This is a genomic window from Streptomyces sp. NPDC005151, from assembly GCF_053599875.1.
In genome coordinates this window covers 33,056-50,026 of sequence record NZ_JBSFYR010000054.1, presented here as the reverse complement: position 1 = coordinate 50,026, position 16,971 = coordinate 33,056, and the positions used below count along the sequence as shown (strand labels likewise).

The following is a 16,971-nucleotide window of genomic DNA, read 5'->3' as shown; positions in this document are numbered from 1 at the left end:
CCTCCGCCGCCAGCTCGTCCTTATCCCGACCTCGTGCACTCACGACAGACCATTCTGCCTCAATCGCACACCAAGATCTATCCCTGTAGTACTAGCCCGCCAAGGACCCCGGAGACCCTCGATGAGTAGAACCAACGCTGTACCGGTCAGCCTGGCCGAGATCGCCCGGATCGCTGGGGTGGGACGCGCGGCGGTGAGCAACTGGCGCCGCCGCCACGACTCGTTCCCCTCACGCATCGGCGGCACGGACGTCAGCCCGCAGTTTTCACTCTCCGAGGTCGAGCAGTGGCTGCGCAGCAACGGGAAGCTGACGGACGCCGGCGCCCGCGAGTTCCTGTGGCCGCGGTTCGAGGCGCTCGGCAGCAGGGACGAATCGGGGCTCGCCATCGCCGAGGCAGCCCGCCGGATGCGCTCCCCCCGGGCCCGCTCCGCGGCACCGGGACTCTCCGCCGAAGCAAAGGACCTGGTCGGCGAAGCTGCGCGTCTGGGGCGCGGCGAAGGGCCACGCAAGACGTTCGAGTTCTTGCTGCAACGGTGGCTGGACACACACGTACGGCAGCTCAGCACCACACCGACCCAGCTGGCCACGCTGATGGCGCGGATCGCGCTCGACAGCCGGCTCGGCGAAGGCGATGGAGGACTCACGGTCTTCGATCCGGCGTGCGGTACGGGGCATCTGGCAGCAGCTGCCGCTCAGGAGTACGACGGTCCGGATCTGACTCTGCTGGGGTGCGAGCGGGATCCGGCCCTGGCCGCCCTCGCGTCCGCGCGCCTCGACTTCGTGACCGAGGGCCGGGACGTCCACACCGAGATCGCAACCGTCGACGCACTGCGCGCCGATCCGTTCGCCGGCCTGCGGTCGGATATCGCACTGTGCAACCCGCCGTTCAACGAACGCGACTGGGGCTACGAGGAACTGGCCACCGACCAACGCTGGACACACGGCCTGCCGCCACGCACCGAGCCGGAGCTGGCCTGGGTACAGCACCTGCTGACACACCTCAGGCCCGGTGGGACCGCAGTCGTCGTCCTGCCTCCGGCCGTCGCATCCCGCAAGGCGGGTCGTCGCATCCGTGGGTCGCTGCTGCGTACCGGACTGTTGAGGGCGGTTGTGGCACTGCCGCCGGGGTGCGCGCAGCCGCACAGCGTCTCCCTCCAACTGTGGGTGCTTCGTGCAGCTCCGGAGGGTCCCCACGCCGGTCCGAGCGCTCAGGACGCACTCCTGGTCGACGCGACACGGCTGGGGAAGCCGGGTGCACGCGAGCAGGGGCCCGACTGGGATGCATTGACCGGGTTCGTCCGCTCCGCCGTCTCGGAACTCGACAAGCCCGGGGGCGAACTGCCCGAAGATGCCGTACGGGTGTCCCTGCTGGACCTGCTGGACGACGAGGTGGACGTCACCCCGGGCCGTTACACGGCATCCGGCAGCGAACCCTCCGGGGTCGAACTCGCTGCTTCGTGGGAGGAGCTGGCCGGCTCTCTGAGTGAACTCGGCGATCTGACGACGTACCTGTCGGAGATCGGCCTCTCCGCAGCGGAGCCGCGGACAACTGCCACAGTGGGGGATCTCGTCAAAGCAGGCGCGCTCACCCTGCTTGCGGGGCAGCAGCCTTCGGACAGCACGCCGCCGCCGCAAGGAGCGGGTGTTCCGCTGCTCACCGTTGCCGACCTGCTGATGGACGGCACCCCCAGCGGGCTGCTGGATCCGGGCACCGCCCAGACCGTGGCCGAAGAGGGCGACGTGGTGGTTGCGGGAGTCGTTCGCGCGTTCAGCGCGTGGGTGCATCAAGGGCCGCCGGTCGCACTGGGGCCCCAGCTGTACGCCCTGCGCGTCACCCCGGAGAAGCTGGATGCCCACTTCCTCGCCGGCTGCCTGCGCGCACCGGCCAACGGGCGCCAGGCGGGTACCCATGCCTCCAGTTCGTCCCGTGTGGACATCAGGCGGCTCCAGGTGCTCCAGCTCCCCGTGGAGGAGCAGGCCACGTACGCGGACGCCTTCCGTCGCCTCACGGCCTTCGAGGCGCTGCTGACGAAGGCGGAGGGCCTCGGCAAGGGGCTGGTGGCCGATGTGGGCGACCGGCTCGCTGCCGGCTGTCTCGCAGCTGCCCGCGGCGGGTCGTCGGCACCGGCACGGGCGCACAACTGACGGACCCGCCGGACGGGCCGACTTACCAAGAGGTCCACCTCGCTCGGGTGTCGTCGACCACGTTCACGACCAGGTTCTTCGCGCCGGCGTCGTAGTACGCGCCGGCCGCGGCGCCGCCCAGGTCGTCGCCGAGGGCGGTGGCGAGCTTTCCGGCCGCATTCGCCGTCAGCGTCCGTACGGTGAACTGCGGTACGTCGTCACTGGCGTTCGCATTCTGGAATGTGATTCCTGCTGCGACCAGGGCGACGACGGCCGAACCGGCCATCACCGCACGCTTCCTGGATATGCGTCGATGCTTCAACGTCGACCTCCTGTGGGGCCGTGCACAGGCAAGTGGGGTGCCTGGGTAAGGAGGATGGAGCCGCCCACAATTCCGACCGAGCAGACAGCACACAAGGTCGACTTCAGAACGCACACACGACCGCACCGTTTCACCCCCACCCCCGTTCACTTACCTGGATCCGCACCACGTCGGTTCCGTCTGCGAACACACCGTGCGACCGGCCGGTCGGCAATGGGCGAGGATTGAGCCTGTCCGGTATTCACTGTTGATTTATCTCAATTGCCATTCCATTCAAGGACTTTGATGGGTCATCATCGAATCGGTGGAAAAAGTCGGGCACTCGGTGCCCGCACGGAGTGGAGGAGGCGCGGAGTGCGCAATCGGGTGCGCGCAAGGGACGGGCGGCATCTGATGGTGGAGCGTCTGGGCGACCCGCGCGGGAGACCGGTCTTCCTGCTCCACGGAATGCCCGGCAGCCGGCTCGGTCCGGCGCCGCGCGGCATGGTGCTGTACCAGCGCAAGACACAGCTCATCACCTATGACCGGCCGGGCTACGGCGGCTCCGACCGGCTGGCGGGCCGCTGCGTGGCGGACGTCGCGGAGGATGTGCGGGCCATCGCGGACTCGCTCGGGCTGGAACGGTTCGCCGTGGTGGGCCGTTCCGGCGGCGCCCCGCATGCCCTGGCCTGCGCCGCGCTGATGCCGGACCGGGTCACCCGCACCGCCGCTCTGGTCGGGCTCGCCCCCTGGGGCGCGGACGGACTGGACTGGTTCGACGGGATGGCCGCCTCCAATGTGCTGGCGTACTCCACGGCGGCGGCCGACCCGGACGGGCTCGCGGAGTGCTTCATCTCCCGGTCGGCAGTGATCAGACAGGATCCGGTCAAGCTCCTCGACGATCTCCGCCGGGAGCTGACCGACTCCGACCGGGTCGTCGTCAACGACGCCGGAATCCGTTCCATGCTGCTGCGCAACTACAGTGAGGGGCTGCGCACTTCGGCGTACGGATGGATCGACGACGCGATCGCGCTCTGCACCCCATGGGGCTTCGACCCGGCGGACATCACCGGCTCCGTGATGCTGTGGCACGGCGAGAAGGACGTCTTCTCACCGGTCGGGCACTCCCGCTGGCTGGCCGGGCAGATCCCGGGCGCCACCGCGGTGCTGGAGCCGGCGGCGGCGCACTTCGATGCGCTGTCCGTGCTCCCTGGCGTCCTCAACTGGCTGTTGGAGGAGCAGGCCACCGCCGCCCCCTCGGAGGGCTGACCCAGGCCGGGCCCGCCATCGGCGGGCCCGGTCGGCTCAGATCGTGATCGGTTCCAGTTCGCGCTGGAACCGGCTGTCCTCCCGGGCGATCCGGGTCAGCGGATGCTCGTCGCCGAGCTGTCGGGTCAGCTCTTCGACCGCTTCCGCCCGCACCTGCAACGCCTCGTCCTTGCGCCCCATCGCATCGAGCGTGACAGCCATGTTCGACGTCATGGCCAAGGTCTCCGGATGGTGCGCCCCGAGGGCCTCCCGAAGCTGCGCGGACACCTGCCGCTCCGTCGACAGCACGATGTCGAGGTCGCCGAGGTCCGCGGTTGCGTTGGCCAGGTTCATGACGCAGAACAGGGTGTGCGGATGCTCGCGTCCGAACACTTCGCGCATCGAGGCGACCACCCGTTTCAGCAGTTTCTCCGCCTCCTCCGCCGCACCGGCCCCCGAGACATAGACGCCGAGGTTGTTCTGGGCGGCCAGGCTGTACGGGTGTTTCTCGCCCGGGACCTTCATGTACTGGTCGACGACTTCCTGAGCGGTGTCCCTCGCCTCGACCGCCTCACCGGCCCCGAACAGGTCGGCCGCCATGTTGAGATCACAGGCCAGCGATTCGGGGTTGGCCGAGGTGTACTTGGCCCGGTACCTGGCGCGGGTGGCCACCGTCAGTCTGCGGGCATCCTCCAGCCGGCCCGCCCTGCGCAGCGAGACCGCGAGGCTCTTCGCCGCACTCAGCGTGCCGGGGAAGGTTCGCCCGAGGTGTGTCTTGTAGCTGTCGTAGGTGCGGCTGAGCAGACCGACGGAGTCCTCGTACCGTCCCACGTCCCGCAGATCGCGGGCCAGGTTCATGGCGGAGGACAGGCTGTACGGGTGGTTCGCGCCGAGCACCTCAGTGCGCCGGTCGTAGACGTCCTGATCGATCTCCCTGGCCTTGGCGTACTGCCCGACGAGGCGCAGGTTCAGAGCCAGGTTGTTGGCCGCCGCCAGCGTCCTGGGGTGTGAGTCGTGGAAGATCTGGCTGAACCCCTCGGTGGCTTCGGTCGCCAGCTCGATCGCCCGGCTGTAGTCGCCGAGGGATCCGAGGTCCGTCGCGAGGCTACTGGTGGTCATGTACGTGTGCGGGTGCTCCGAACCCAGTACCTCCCGCTGCCGGGCGAGGGTGATCTCGTCGAGTTCCTTCGCCTCCACATAACGACCGCGCGAGCGGTAGATGTTGGAGAGGTGGAAGCAGAGGTAGAGGTACTGGAGATCCCGCTCGCCGAGCATCTCCTCCCATGTCTCGCGCAGTTCGGCGCCGAGGGTGCCGGCCGTCCTGAAGTCACCACGCTTCCACAGGTAGCGCACCCGGTCGATCAGGAGCCTGCGGGTCTCGGGTTCCCTGCAGTTGCGCGCATCGGACGGGCCGAGGTGCGGCCATATGGTCGCGAACCGCGGCCAGGTCGCCGGGTTGTCGATCGGCTCGTCGTCATCGGGCCGGGCACCCGCCAGAATGCGGTGGACGACATGCCGGGCGTCACGCTGCTCCTCCTCGCTGAGCTGCGCCCGGATGACGGCCTGGACGAGGCGGTGCACCTGGATGGAGTTGGAGACCTGGTCGACCTTGGCGAGGGCGAACCGGCCGATCTCCCGGATGACCCGGCCGAGCACCAGCTTCTCCTGGAGCGAGGGGTCGTACGGCTTCAGTGCCTCGATCATCTCCTTGCTGTACAGGAGGTTGGCGTTGATCGGCTCGGGGGCGAAGAAGGCGCAGAGCTGCAGCAGCCGCACGGCGGCGGGCGAGCGCTCCTTGAGGCGCTGGATGGAGATGTTCCAGGTGGCGGCGACGGGTTCCGGATAGCCCGCGGGCTGGTTGAGGGCCAGGACCTGAGGGGCCTGCTGGGCGAGCTGTTCCAGATAGGCGTCGATGGGCGTGGCGGTCTCCGCGATCCAGGCCGCCGCCTGTTCCACTGCGAGCGGCAGGTCACCGACAGCGGTGGCCACCTGCGCGGCGTCCTCGACGCTTAGCCCCGGGGCGCGGCGCTGGAGGTGCTCGATGGACTCCTCCCGCAGGAAGACGTCGACAGGCAGTGCGTCGCCGTGCTGGGACCAGGTCTGGTTCCTGGAGGTGACCAGGATGTGACCGGAGCCGCCCTGCGGGAAGTAGCGCCGGAGCCGTTCGGGGTCGTCGGCATTGTCGAAGACCAGCAGCCAGCGGTCCGACGGAACTCCGCGGCGCAGCAGGTCGACGGCCTCCTGGGAGGCCGCGGCCATGTCGTCGCCGCCCTGGGCGCCGAGCCGGACGGCGAGTTCGGCGAGGCCGGCCACCACGTCGTCGGTCTGCTCGGACGATATCCACCACACCAGGTCGTAGTCGGCCATGAATCGGTGCACATATTCGAGAGCGACCTGGGTCTTGCCGACGCCGCCGAGCCCGTACAGGGTCTGCGGCTGGGGGAGCACGACGGCCATGCCGCCGCCGAGCTGGTCGCGCATCCGTTCCAGGACCAGGGAGCGGCCGGTGAAGCCGGGGTTTCGGGGTGGTGCGTTCCAGATCTTCGGCACGGTGCCGGGGAAGCGGGGCCCGGGCGCGAGCCCGTCGACGAGCTGCACCGGGCGGTCCAGGGCACGCATCAGCGCCGCGGTCGCGTGCACCTCGTCGAGCCGGAAGAGGTCGACGGGGTTGCGGTCGATGTAGGGCGCGGAGAGGCGTACGTCCCCGACCCTGAGAGGCAGCAGCTGACGCCTGCCGCCGCCCGGGTCCTCGGCGACCGCCCTGTCCCACAGGCTCACGGCCCGCTGGGACTTGAGATAGGCGCTGGAGAGCAGGACGACGGTACGGGTGGCGGTCTCGGGCGCGAGTTGCGCCGGGTCGGCCACGCCGGGCTCGGCGGAGACATCGCGCGGGACGACACGGAATCCGGCCCGGGTGAGGACCGATTCGATCCAGTCGGCCCACATCCGGTTCTCCGCCACATAGTTGAGGAAGAGATCGGCGGGCAGCGCGGGCCTGCGCCGGGTGAAGGCGTCGCGGATGCGGAGCCGCACCTCTTCCCCCACGGGGGGCATCGAGGTGATCTGCCGGTCGGTGATGACGGCGGTGAGCCGCTCGAAGGCGGAAAGCAGCGAGTTGGTCAGACCTGCCTCGTCGCCGAAGGTGGCCAGCGTCTCCTCGTACGCGTAGTAGGGACGGTACGGAATCTCCACCGCTCCCCAGTAGGCGGTGAGTTCGTCACTGGACAGGTCCCGGGGCAGCCGGTCGAACTTCAGCCGGGCCAGGGCGCGGCCCGCGTCGGCCTTCTCCTTCTCGCCCTCGTCGATGCGCATCGGGACGGGGAAGATCGAGATGGGGCGGCCGGTGTAGCGCTCGGAGATCTGCCGGGCGACGGATGCCGCGCCGTCGATGGACTGGTCGCTGAGGGTGAAGCAGTCGACGAGCAGGTCCGGAAGGTGGACGGTGCAGATGTCGGCGATGTCGCTGAGACCGGTCCGGCTGTCGATGAGGACGTAGTCGTAGTTGGCCTTCATGTCGTCGCGCAGGGCGTCGAAGAAGTGCCCGCCGCCGAGCCGGTCGTAGAAGTTGTCCCAGTCGAAGGTGGAGACGGTCGCGGAGTATTCGCGGTTCTGGCGCCCGGCGGAAACGAAGTCGAGGGTGCCCCCCTGCGGGAACTCCCAGCCGAGCGCCTCCGGGGCGAGGGAGACGGCGTGCGGCTGGATGCGGGCGTAGTCGCGGTGCCAGTCGTCGGCACGCTGGACCGGGCTGGTGGCGGCCCAGGCGTACTCGGTGATCAGGTCGATGACGCCGGTGGTGGCGCCGAGTGTCGACGGGTTGAGGAAGGGATGGAAGAACCGGTGGAGTCCGGGCGCCTCCAGGTCCCAGTCGACGGCCAGTACCCGCTTGCCGTTGGCAGCCAGGATCCAGGCGGTGTTGGCCAGGGCCATCGTGCGCCCGGTACCGCCTTTGTACGAGTAGAAAGTGACGATGCGTCCGTCACGCCCGGCCGTCATACGTCCTCCGCATCCGTCGCAGGGTCGTGCATGTCCGGTATGAACTGTGTGTTGCCCATGGGCCCCATCAGTCGTGTTCGTTCAGTGTGGCCGCCGCCCGTCGCCGGCGGATAGACCGCCGCGTGGCGCAGATACTGCTGCGCCGCCGCCTCCACCACCTGGGGCAGCACCTGTCCGAAGGCATCCATGCTGGGCACTCCCCTTGCCGCGGCGCGGCAATACGCGCGCCCCTGTCGAATCTTGGACGGCATGGTCTGTTCGAGTTTCTCGGTCAGCTCCGCCTCGGCGGCTCTGCTCTGGGGGTCCTCGCGGTTCCAGGGCACCACCATGGTCACCCACGGGCGGTTCTCGGCGTCGAAGGCCGCGAGTCTGCGGCGTCGGTCCTCGTCCATCAGCGCCCAGCGGTCCACGACCAGGATTTCCGGTCTGCTCGGTGGCCCCTTGCTCTCCGCGTGGCCGGACTCCTCGTCGAAGGAGGTGACGGTGGCCTGGTAGTTGAGGGAGCGCACCAGGTCCTCGGCGACATAGGCCAGGGGCCGTGCGGAGGCCGGGTGGTAGGGGTTCCAGTCGTGCGGGTTGTCGCCGTAGTAGTCGGCGTTGCGTCCCTCTGGCAGGTCGTGCCGGGTGGGAGCCGCGATGGTCACCTTCATCGGGCGAGGCGCACCGGCACCGCTGCTCTGCGAGCCGAAGGCGCTGGGGGCCAGCCGGTAGTCGACGGGGCGACCCACTTCGATCCGGGCGGTGGCCGCGACGCTGACGATGCGTTTGGCGAGCTCGTAGACAGCCCGTTCGTACTCCTGGGCGAAGAGTCTGAGTTTGATCAGTCCGTAGAGCCCGTCACTGACGTAACGATCCCCGAAATCACGGTGATTGAACTGCAGCCGCTCCGCCGGCCCGGGCAGCTGGTTCGGTGGAACCGGCACCCAGAGCGCGGGCACGATTGCTTCGGCGGGCTGATTGCTGCGGGCCCGGTGGGCGATGGCGCGCTGTTCGAAAGCGTGCCACTCCTTTCCGCACATCTCGCTGGCGAAGTAGCGCGGCGAGAAGAGCGGAACGAACACCCGGCAGGTGGCCAGCACACTGCCGAGCCGTTCCGACCACCCCTCGCCGGACCGTATCTCCCGGTCCATGAACCCGGCGGAGGCACCCGCCGGGAGGTCGGTCATGGCCATTACATGGCCGCAGAGATCCTGAAACAGCCGCTCGACCCACATATCCGGGTCCGTTCCACCGCCGTACCCCGGTGTATGCGCATAGCTCAAGAAGAAGTACGGCCGATGGTCCGCCGCTCGCTGTTGCGTTGATGCGTGCACACGACCCCCGTCCTGTGTGAGCACTCGCATCCGAGGAGTGTAGGAAGAATGCGAGCGAATTCATCATTCCGGAGCGGACCTTGCTCCACCCCCATGGCGTTCGGTCATTCAACGCTGCTTTTCAGTCATCCATCCTCACGCCCGGTCAATCAGGTTCTTGATCAAAAGCAGTCTTGCAACTGTTCTTCCCGGATGTCCCGTGTGTACCGCTGATCTCCTTCCGGACTGCGGTCAGCAGCTGCTTTCCGTCGATGGTCAGTTCGGCCGCCGCTTCGAGCGTGTCGAGCGCCTGCGGCACCCCGTCCAGGAACCGGGGGTCGAAGAGACCCAGCCCCACCCGCTCATAGGTCGTGGACAGCAGTCGGGAGAAGGGAACGGACTTTTCCTGCCAGGGCGTCCGATGGTCCCAGGCTCCGTCCGATGCGTACAGATCCGTGACATCCACGAGGGCCCTCAGCTTGGCCCGCCGGAATCCGCGGAGCAGGCCGAGCGCCAGTTCCTCGGTATCCGTGTACACGCCGATCCCCAACGCCCCGTAGCCGTGCCGCCCCACAGCGGGGTGTCCGGTGGTGAGCGGCGTCAGCGCGATCAGGCTGCCCGCCGCTTCGGCCGCCTGCCCCGGCACGACCGCCGTCAGCCGTTCCCAGGCCCCGGCGAGTCCCGCGCTCCACGCATCGGCCTCGGGCTGCCCGAGCCGGGGAGCGACGGGCGTGCCGAAGCAGTCCCGGTACGGGTCGAGGTCGTCGAGTACGAAGCCGGGCGCCCCGCCGACACCCACGTGGCGCACCGGAAGCCAGCCGGGGTCTTCCGTCGACGTCCGCACGATCCGCCGTTCGGCGGCGTGCCCGTCCCGCCGGATCAGGAATCCGTCGTCGGTGGCGCGCACGAGGGCAAACCCGTGCTCCCCCGATCCACCGATCCGCGCCTCTCCGAGGGTGGGGAGGAAGATGCTGCCGTCCCGGTAGGCGACGGGGACATCCCGTTCGATTCCGGCGCGTACGGCGGCAGCGGCCACGGACGACGACAGCCGCAGCGTCGCCGGCCGGTCGGCACCGGGCCGGTCGTCGTACACGGCGTCCAGCGCGTCGAGCAGCCAGGTGCGGGTGTAGGGATGGGCCAGTACACCGTCCAGGCCGCCGGCGCCCGCTTCCGTCCGGTCCAAGGCCTGCACCAACTCCCAGGCCTCGTCCCAGCGCTCTCCGCCCCGGCCGTCGAGGTCCGCGTGGAGCCGGGCGAGCAGAGTCCGCGTCAGGTCCTGGTGCGCGGCGATCAGCTCGTGCGGCTCCGCGACCGCGGCCGACTCGGTTTCCGCCGCCGTCCGCACCTCGATGCCGCGCACCAGCGCTTCGAGATCCGCGCAGTACACCGAGGGGTTGCCGAATCCGCTGTCCGAACGGTAGCGGTGTGTGTAAAGCCCCCCGCCGCACGAACGTACGACGGGGCAACGGCGACAGGTCTCGCTGACCCCGGCCAGTCCGAGCTGCCGCGCCCGGACCCCGGGGTGCGCCGCGACCTCGTCGAAGGCATGGGTGAAGACGTCGAACCCGGTGGAGGCCGCGCCTTCATAGGCGCTCTTGAGCGAGTCCACCTGTTCCAGCTGCCCGTCGGTCTCGACGACGACGAGGTCGGTGGGGGCCAGGCCCAGGGACTCGGTGAGACTAGGTCCGCCGCTCAGGCTGGACAGGACCGAGGAGAAGAACCGCACCGGCACCGGCCGGCCCTGTTCCCTCCAGCGGTCGAAGATCGCGAGGAGCCAGTCGGCATAGGCCGTGGGCGATCCGTCCGGACGCGGCGGCGGCTGGTCCCAGGTGGCGTGCGGTAGGAGGAAGTCGATGAGCGGTGGATCGAGTTCGGCCAGGGCGTCGAACACCGCGTGCGGATCGTTGCGGATGTCGACGGTGCACAGGAGGCCGAGGTTGAGGTGCCGGTAGCGCTCCTGGCGAAGGAGCTCGACGGCTCGCAGGACCAGGGGGTGGCTGGTGCGTCCGTCGGCGAAACGGCGGTGCCGGTCGTTGGCGGCCCGGTCGCCGTCGAGCGAGATGCCGACCTTGACGCCGAACTCGTCGAAGAGGTCGAGATAGCGCGGGCTGAGCTGCAGGCCGTTGGTATGGATCCGTAGATCGAGATCGGCGATGCCGTTCAGTGCCGAGGTGAGTTCCTCGCAGACGCGGCGCAGACGCGCGGGGCCCGCCAGGAGAGGCTCCCCTCCGTGCAGGATCACTGACACGGAGGGCAGCGCATGCGTCAGGGCATGCTCGGCCAAGCGTTGAGCGGTCCAGGAAATAGCCTCATCAGAGATTGCCTTAGGGCGGGTACGCCAGCTCTGATCAGCATGTTCATAGACGTAACAATGATCGCAGGCAAGATCGCACCTGCTGTGCACTTTGAGCACAATTTCACGGAAGGGGACCAGGGGTCCTGTCATTCCGTCAGTCTAGCCACCTTACGGCGCGGCTCAGAGAGCCGAGCTGAAGGTTGATGCCTTGGTGGAACGGCCGGTTGACGTGCTGATTACCCGATCGAGCTTCCTGGTGGCTTCGACGCCACGGATGTCGATCTCGGCGAGCGGCACACGGCTCTTCGCATTGGCGAAGGATGAGGTGGATTCGTTGGTCTTCACGGCCGTCCTTGATGGGATTGTTCCGGACACTGAAACGCTTCCGGCTACTGCATAAATGCAGCGTCCGGTCGGCACGACTTTACTCCGCTGACAGCGCTTGGCAAATGCCGACGTCGCACGAAACGCAGCTGTGACACAGCATTACGCCAGACGGAACGTGACTCGACATTCCTCCGTCGGAGTGACGAGAGAAAGCGCAGGCAGGAGCGGATGACACGAGCCAGTTCCGGAAGGCCGGGCCCTCCCCTCCGCCGGCCTGTGCGCGGGCCGGTGGGGTGCCCCTGCACCAAGGACGGGTGATGCGCCACCCCGATTTCGGCGAAAGGGACGTGGATTTGACTTCAGGACAGATGCGCGATGCCGCGTGTTCACTTCCACTCCGTTCACCCGCCCGGCGCCACGTTCTGCCGGTTCCGTCCGCGAACGCCTCCCATCGGCTGCCTCCGCCGAGAGGACGGGCGGGTCCTGCCGGACCTCAGTCGAGCGGGGCGTTGAGATCCGTCCTCGCCCCCTTCATGCAGTCCAGGACGCGCTCGTGGGTGTCACCTACGACATCGGTGACCCTGAACCGCAGGTACAACGCCTCGACGTCACGGACGAATCGCTTCGAGAAGGCGCCCACCAGCATCGTTTCGTGCCCCCCGGTGCCCACCAGAGGGAAGCCCGTCCCGAAGCGGATGATCTGGAAGTCCTGCGCGACGACGAGCCCGGCAGCTGTCAGTTCGGTCACGGTTTCCTCGAGATCGACCCACCGCGCGCCGGCGGAGTCGGCCTGCCCGGTCATGACCAGACGGCAGTCCCAGGTTTCGATCACGGCAAGATGCTGCCCGCCGTTGAGCACGCCGACGCGCCACGCGGACGCGTCCTCCTTCAGATGCCCCTTCTGCCAGGATCCGCGCCAGCCCAGGTACGGACGCACCGTGCGGGCGTACTGCGCCCTGGCCAGGACCGCGCCGCCGGCGACGGCCAGCAGACTGCCCAGGGCGTCCATGTCGAGCAGGTGCAGGCGCCACGGCCATTCGGTCTGCGCCTCGGCTGTGGTGTTGGACCGGATCACTTCCCAGAGAAGGATCGCGGTGAGCAGTGCGAGCAGCACGAGGGGTGTGGTGAACAGCAGTGGGCTTCGCCGGATCCTTCGTTGGGCACCGGCCGGCGACTGAACGTCGTCCTCGTTCGTTTCCCGCATGTTCGCTCCCCCGGCGAGAGGCGATACCCGGACGCACCCAATGGGGTAACTCGCCTGCAAACAAAAGTCAGTTGACCAACCATGCCACAGCTTTTCGGATCACACGAGAGCGACCGGATCCGGACCCGGGGAAGCAGCCGGCGTCCAGGGCACCATTGCAGTGTCCGGCGGGCGACCTTACTCTCGTGCACCCGGTCGGCCTCCGCCCGCGCACGCGTGCGCCCCGGGCACCGCACAGGGGCCTTCCAGACCTTCGGCCGGACCGGACGGGCCATCCGCCTGACTGAACGAGCATGTCCAAAACTGCAGACGGGGTGAACATGACGGCGATTCCCGGACCGCTTCAGTCCATGGTCTTCAGGAGCGAGGACCTCCCGGCGCTCTTCCACCACACGGACGCCATCGCCATCGCACGCCAGCGGGAGGCGGTCAATACCACCCGCGGCCAGCTGATCCTGCTCGTGGTGGGCGCCGTGCCGGCGGCCCTGCCCTGGCACGGCGGGATCGGCGGCTCATTTCAACTCCTCGACGGGGTCGGCGCGTTGGCCTATCTCGGGGTTCTGGTCACGACGTATGCCGCTTCCCGGCGCAAGGCAAAGTCGCATTGGCAACTGAACCGCTCCGCCGCCGAGTTCATCAAGTCGATGTGCTGGCGCTACGCCGTCCACGGCTCCCCGTTCGACACCGGTACCCAGCACCCGGAAGCGGTGTTCGCCAACCGGCTCGAAGAGGGTCTGCAGGAGCTCAGAAAGGTGGGCTGGGTGGACCCCCGGGACGAGATGAACGATGCCGGCAGCGGGCTCATCACGGAGTCCATGCGGGAGCTACGGAGCAGGGCGTTCACGGTGCGCAAGGAAACCTACGTACGGGACCGGCTGATCGAACAGCGGCGCTGGTACCGCAGGCGCCAGCAGGTTTCGCGGCGCGGCGCGCTCGTCTGGTCGAGCACCATCGCCGCACTGACCACGCCGGCACTGACGCTCAGCCTGCTCCAGACGTTCGGGGCCGCCCGGTCCTTCGCCCTGACGGGGGCGCTCTCGGCGGCAGCGGCCGCCTGCCTCGCCTGGAACGAGATGCGCCGCCATCACCCGCTGATATCCGCGCACTCGCTGGTCGAGAAGGACCTGGAGTCGATGCAGGCCGCCATGGAGACCAGCCTGACCGAACGGCAGTGGCCGGTCGCGGTCTTCGAGACCGAGCGGATCGTCTCCCCCGAACACACCGACTGGCTGGCCCGGCACCGCATGTGAGGCGAGGCCGGTGAGGTGACGTCGGATCAGGCGCGCTCGACCCCGTCGCGCCAGATCACCGTGACCGGGCGGCCGAGCGTCCGCGCGTACGTCACGATGTCGCCCGTGCCGCCGAAGCCGCGGGCCGGCCGGCCGTCCCACACCGCGAGCAGCCGGTCGCAGTGATCGGCGATATAGGCACCCGCCGCGTAGTACGCCTCGTCGGTGGAGTGCGGGAAGTCCAGCAGCACCTCCCGGGCCGCCCGGTCCTTGAGGCTCCGGTAGCGGGCCAGTTCGGCGCCGGCGGCGAACGATGTCTCGTAGTCCCCGCTGGGGATGACGACGGTCAGTTCGGCCCCGTGGGCGAGTGCCAGGTCGGCGAAGAGCTGATCCGCTCCCACGGCCAGGCTGGAGAGGGCTTCCAGGGAGCCGTCGAGCCCGCGGAGCGCCGCCCGGATCCCGGCCAGCACATGGGCGTGCGCCTCCTCGGGAATACTGCGATGGCCGGTCACTCCGATGCGTTTCACGGACTGGAACCCCCTGGAGTGTCTCCGGGGGTTCCCGGAGGACATCCCTCCGGGAGGCACAGCATCCGCCCCCGTTGTTCCTGCGCGACCGACCTCCCCCACATCCTCTCAAAAGCCGCGGGGTGCACGGGAGCCCCCGCCCGGAATTCGGGCGAGGGCTCCGTCATGTGTGCGATCGGGCGCCGGTGCGTCAGTAGACGCTGACGCCGTATGCGCTGAGCGCCTCGGTGACCGGCTGGAAGTACGTCGTACCGCCCGAGCTGCAGTTGCCGCTGCCGCCCGAGGTGAGTCCGATCGCCTTGGTGCCGGAGTAGAGCGGACCGCCGGAATCGCCGGGCTCCGCACAGACATTCGTCTTGATCATGCCGTAGACGATGTCTCCGCCGCCGTAGTTGACCGTGGCGTTGAGACCGGTGACGGATCCGCTGTGGATGCCGGTGGTGGAGCCGCGACGGGTGACGGACATGCCGACCGTCGCGTTGGCCGCGCTGGTGATGTCCTGGCTGCCGACGGTGCCCGCGTGGGCGACGGAGGTGTTGTCGTACCGCACCAGGCCGTAGTCATTGGTCGGGAAACTGGATCCGACCGTCGGGCCGATGTACGTCGAATTCGACGAGTTGGTGTACCAGGGCGGATTGCCGTCGGTGCAGTGACCGGCGGTCAGGAAGTAGTAGGTGCTGCCGCTGCGGACGTTGAAGCCGAGGGAGCAGCGCCAGCCGGGGGCGTAGATGGCGTCGCCGCCGGAGAGCAGCTTGCTGAAGGTGCCGGACGTGCGCTCGATGCGCAGGGCGCCCGCGTTGGCACCGGCGGACTTCTTGATCTGCTTGATCTCGGCCTGGGTGACCGTGCTGTCGGCGGTGACGACGAGGGTCTTGGTCGCCGGGTCTATGTTCCAGGCGGTACCGCCGATGTCGGCGCCGAGCACCGCATCGCTGGCGGCGGAGAGCTGGTTGGCGCTGAATGCCGTGGTGGAGTTGGCGTGGGCGCTGGGGACGGCGATTGCGGCGACGGCAACCAGGCCCGCGGCGACCGCGACGATCCGGCTTCGTCTCGCTGTGGCGCTGAGGGGGGTGGTGCGCTTGTTCCTCACTTGTCATTCCTCCCGAGGGGAAACGGGGGTCCGCCTGTGGGGTGGTCGGACCCGTGAGGCGCAGTCGGGGGCACGGCCGCGTGTCCGCATTTCAGATGCGACGTGCTCCTGACAAGCGCTTCCTCGGGAGTATTCAAGGCGTCAACTTCTCGCGCAAGAGCGCCCTTTGGCCTGAACTCGGCGGAACGGGCCGGCCATCCGTACCGCCGCTCGCCCACAAAGGCCCCGGCAACGCGCGGGCTGCCGGGGCCTGAACCGATCGGGTGCGGTGGTGCGTCAGTGGTCGATCCGGTTCCGCTCCCCCGCCTCGACGGCGATCGGCAGGGTGTTGCCGGGCGGCGGGAAGGGGCAGATGAAATGGTCGGCGAAGGCGCACGGCGGCAGCAGCACGCGGTTGAGATCGACGGTCACGCTGCCGTCCTCGGCCGGCGTGGCCGGCCGCAGGAAGCGGAAGCGGTAGCTGCTGTTCCCGCTGGTGGCGTCGGCGAAGACCGCCCAGAGCGAGCCGTCGTGCTCGACCGCGACCTGAAGCGTGTGCTCGGTGCCGTCCACCTCGAAGGCGATCTCGCCGCCGAGGCCGAGCCCCCGCTCGACACCGTCGGCGTTCTCGACCCGGACCGTACGGGCGGTGTCGTACGGGCGGAAGGTGCCGGACAGCGCCCAGCGGGCGTCGTACGGCGTTGCGTCGATGGCACGGAAGGTCTTGCGTGCCGGGGAGTCCGGGTCGAAGTCCCGTACGGCCCACAGCCCTTCGCGGCTCAGCACGACCAGTCGGCGCTCGCCGTGCGCGACGCGGGACTCATCGATCGGGCCGCGGTCCGCGGTGAGCCGCGCCTCGCCGGTGAACGGCTTCCCGTCGACGGTGAGCCCGTCCTCGGCGACGGCCGTGAGCACCAGCTCGTCGCCGTCCTCACGCCACTGCCCGGGAAGGGCCGGAATTCGACCCTCCGGGTAGTCCGAGAGCCAATGGGTACCGGTGAGGGAGAGCGGTCCGTACGGAGCCGAGACCGTGGCCGTGCGCTCCTCGTGCCAGTGGATCCAGTCCTGGGCTGCCTGCTGTGCGTCCGTACTCATGCAATCAACCTTTCCACACCGGCTCGGCCGGCCCGAGATGCGACCGCAGAGTGGAACCGGTGTATCCCTCAACGAGTTCAAGCGGCTCGACGTCGGCTTCGCGTTCAAGAAGGGCACTCCGCCGGCGCCCGCTTTTCAGGCATCGGTCAACGGGCTCAAGGCGGACGGGACGTACGACCGCATCCTGAAGAAGTGGGGCATCGGCGCGTCGGCGATCGAGACCTCGCGGATCTCGCCGCCCGAGATCAAGTGACCCCGGGGCTGC

General features: G+C 68.7%; 11 protein-coding genes and 2 pseudogenes. 4 read left to right on the top strand and 9 right to left on the bottom strand.

Features of this window, described 5'->3' with window-relative positions:
* The first annotated feature begins 121 nt into the window (after nt 1-121).
* Nucleotides 122-2,146 (top strand): N-6 DNA methylase, encoded by a 2,025-nt coding sequence (locus ACWD6R_RS25755; RefSeq protein ID WP_451820863.1) that lies wholly within the window; start codon nt 122-124, stop codon nt 2,144-2,146.
* A gap of 40 nt (nt 2,147-2,186) precedes the next feature.
* Here ACWD6R_RS25755 and ACWD6R_RS25750 read toward each other — a convergent pair.
* A pseudogene (locus tag ACWD6R_RS25750) lies at nt 2,187-2,447 on the bottom strand (S1 family peptidase); the annotation flags it as partial.
* A 354-nt stretch (nt 2,448-2,801) separates the two neighbouring features.
* Between ACWD6R_RS25750 and ACWD6R_RS25745 the strand changes: the two are divergent.
* Nucleotides 2,802-3,695: an alpha/beta fold hydrolase gene (locus ACWD6R_RS25745; protein WP_451820862.1), complete on the top strand. Its 894-nt coding sequence runs from the start codon at nt 2,802-2,804 to the stop codon at nt 3,693-3,695.
* A gap of 36 nt (nt 3,696-3,731) precedes the next feature.
* Here ACWD6R_RS25745 and fxsT read toward each other — a convergent pair whose 3' ends face one another.
* The 5 genes from fxsT to ACWD6R_RS25720 form a co-directional block, all read right to left on the bottom strand.
* The gene (gene fxsT / locus ACWD6R_RS25740; RefSeq protein ID WP_451820861.1) at nt 3,732-7,667 is read right to left on the bottom strand and encodes an FxSxx-COOH system tetratricopeptide repeat protein; all 3,936 of its coding nucleotides are present in this window, start codon (nt 7,665-7,667) and stop codon (nt 3,732-3,734) included.
* Nucleotides 7,664-9,010, bottom strand: a complete 1,347-nt coding sequence (gene fsxC / locus ACWD6R_RS25735) for an FxsC protein (RefSeq protein WP_451820860.1) — start codon at nt 9,008-9,010, stop codon at nt 7,664-7,666. Before fsxC ends, fxsT begins: the two co-directional genes overlap by 4 nt.
* A 115-nt stretch (nt 9,011-9,125) precedes the next feature.
* A complete protein-coding gene (fxsBH, locus tag ACWD6R_RS25730) occupies nt 9,126-11,405 on the bottom strand; it encodes a radical SAM/SPASM protein FxsBH, inactivated beta-hydroxylase extension form (protein WP_451820859.1) in 2,280 nt (759 codons plus the stop codon).
* A gap of 30 nt (nt 11,406-11,435) precedes the next feature.
* Nucleotides 11,436-11,600, bottom strand: coding sequence for an FxSxx-COOH cyclophane-containing RiPP peptide (locus ACWD6R_RS25725; RefSeq protein ID WP_451820858.1), 165 nt, complete (start codon nt 11,598-11,600; stop codon nt 11,436-11,438).
* 475 nt (nt 11,601-12,075) lie between these two features.
* A complete protein-coding gene (locus tag ACWD6R_RS25720) occupies nt 12,076-12,786 on the bottom strand; it encodes a hypothetical protein (protein WP_451820857.1) in 711 nt (236 codons plus the stop codon).
* Between the two features lie 350 nt (nt 12,787-13,136).
* On the opposite strand from ACWD6R_RS25720, the gene ACWD6R_RS25715 reads away from it, so the two are divergent.
* Nucleotides 13,137-14,036 (top strand): DUF4231 domain-containing protein, encoded by a 900-nt coding sequence (locus ACWD6R_RS25715; protein ID WP_451820866.1) that lies wholly within the window; start codon nt 13,137-13,139, stop codon nt 14,034-14,036.
* Nucleotides 14,037-14,062: 26 nt separating this feature from the next.
* On the opposite strand, the gene ACWD6R_RS25710 is transcribed toward ACWD6R_RS25715, so the two are convergent.
* From ACWD6R_RS25710 to ACWD6R_RS25700, 3 genes are all read right to left on the bottom strand, one after another.
* On the bottom strand, nt 14,063-14,542 hold the full coding sequence (locus tag ACWD6R_RS25710) for a hypothetical protein (RefSeq protein WP_451820856.1): 480 nt from the start codon (nt 14,540-14,542) through the stop codon (nt 14,063-14,065).
* A 190-nt stretch (nt 14,543-14,732) separates the two neighbouring features.
* A complete protein-coding gene (locus tag ACWD6R_RS25705) occupies nt 14,733-15,632 on the bottom strand; it encodes a S1 family peptidase (RefSeq protein WP_451820855.1) in 900 nt (299 codons plus the stop codon).
* A 276-nt stretch (nt 15,633-15,908) separates the two neighbouring features.
* Nucleotides 15,909-16,706 (bottom strand): DUF1684 domain-containing protein, encoded by a 798-nt coding sequence (locus tag ACWD6R_RS25700; RefSeq protein ID WP_451820854.1) that lies wholly within the window; start codon nt 16,704-16,706, stop codon nt 15,909-15,911.
* 67 nt (nt 16,707-16,773) lie between these two features.
* Here ACWD6R_RS25700 and ACWD6R_RS25695 point away from each other — a divergent pair.
* Nucleotides 16,774-16,959: pseudogene (locus ACWD6R_RS25695) on the top strand (ABC transporter substrate-binding protein); the annotation flags it as partial.
* Nucleotides 16,960-16,971: the final 12 nt, after the last annotated feature.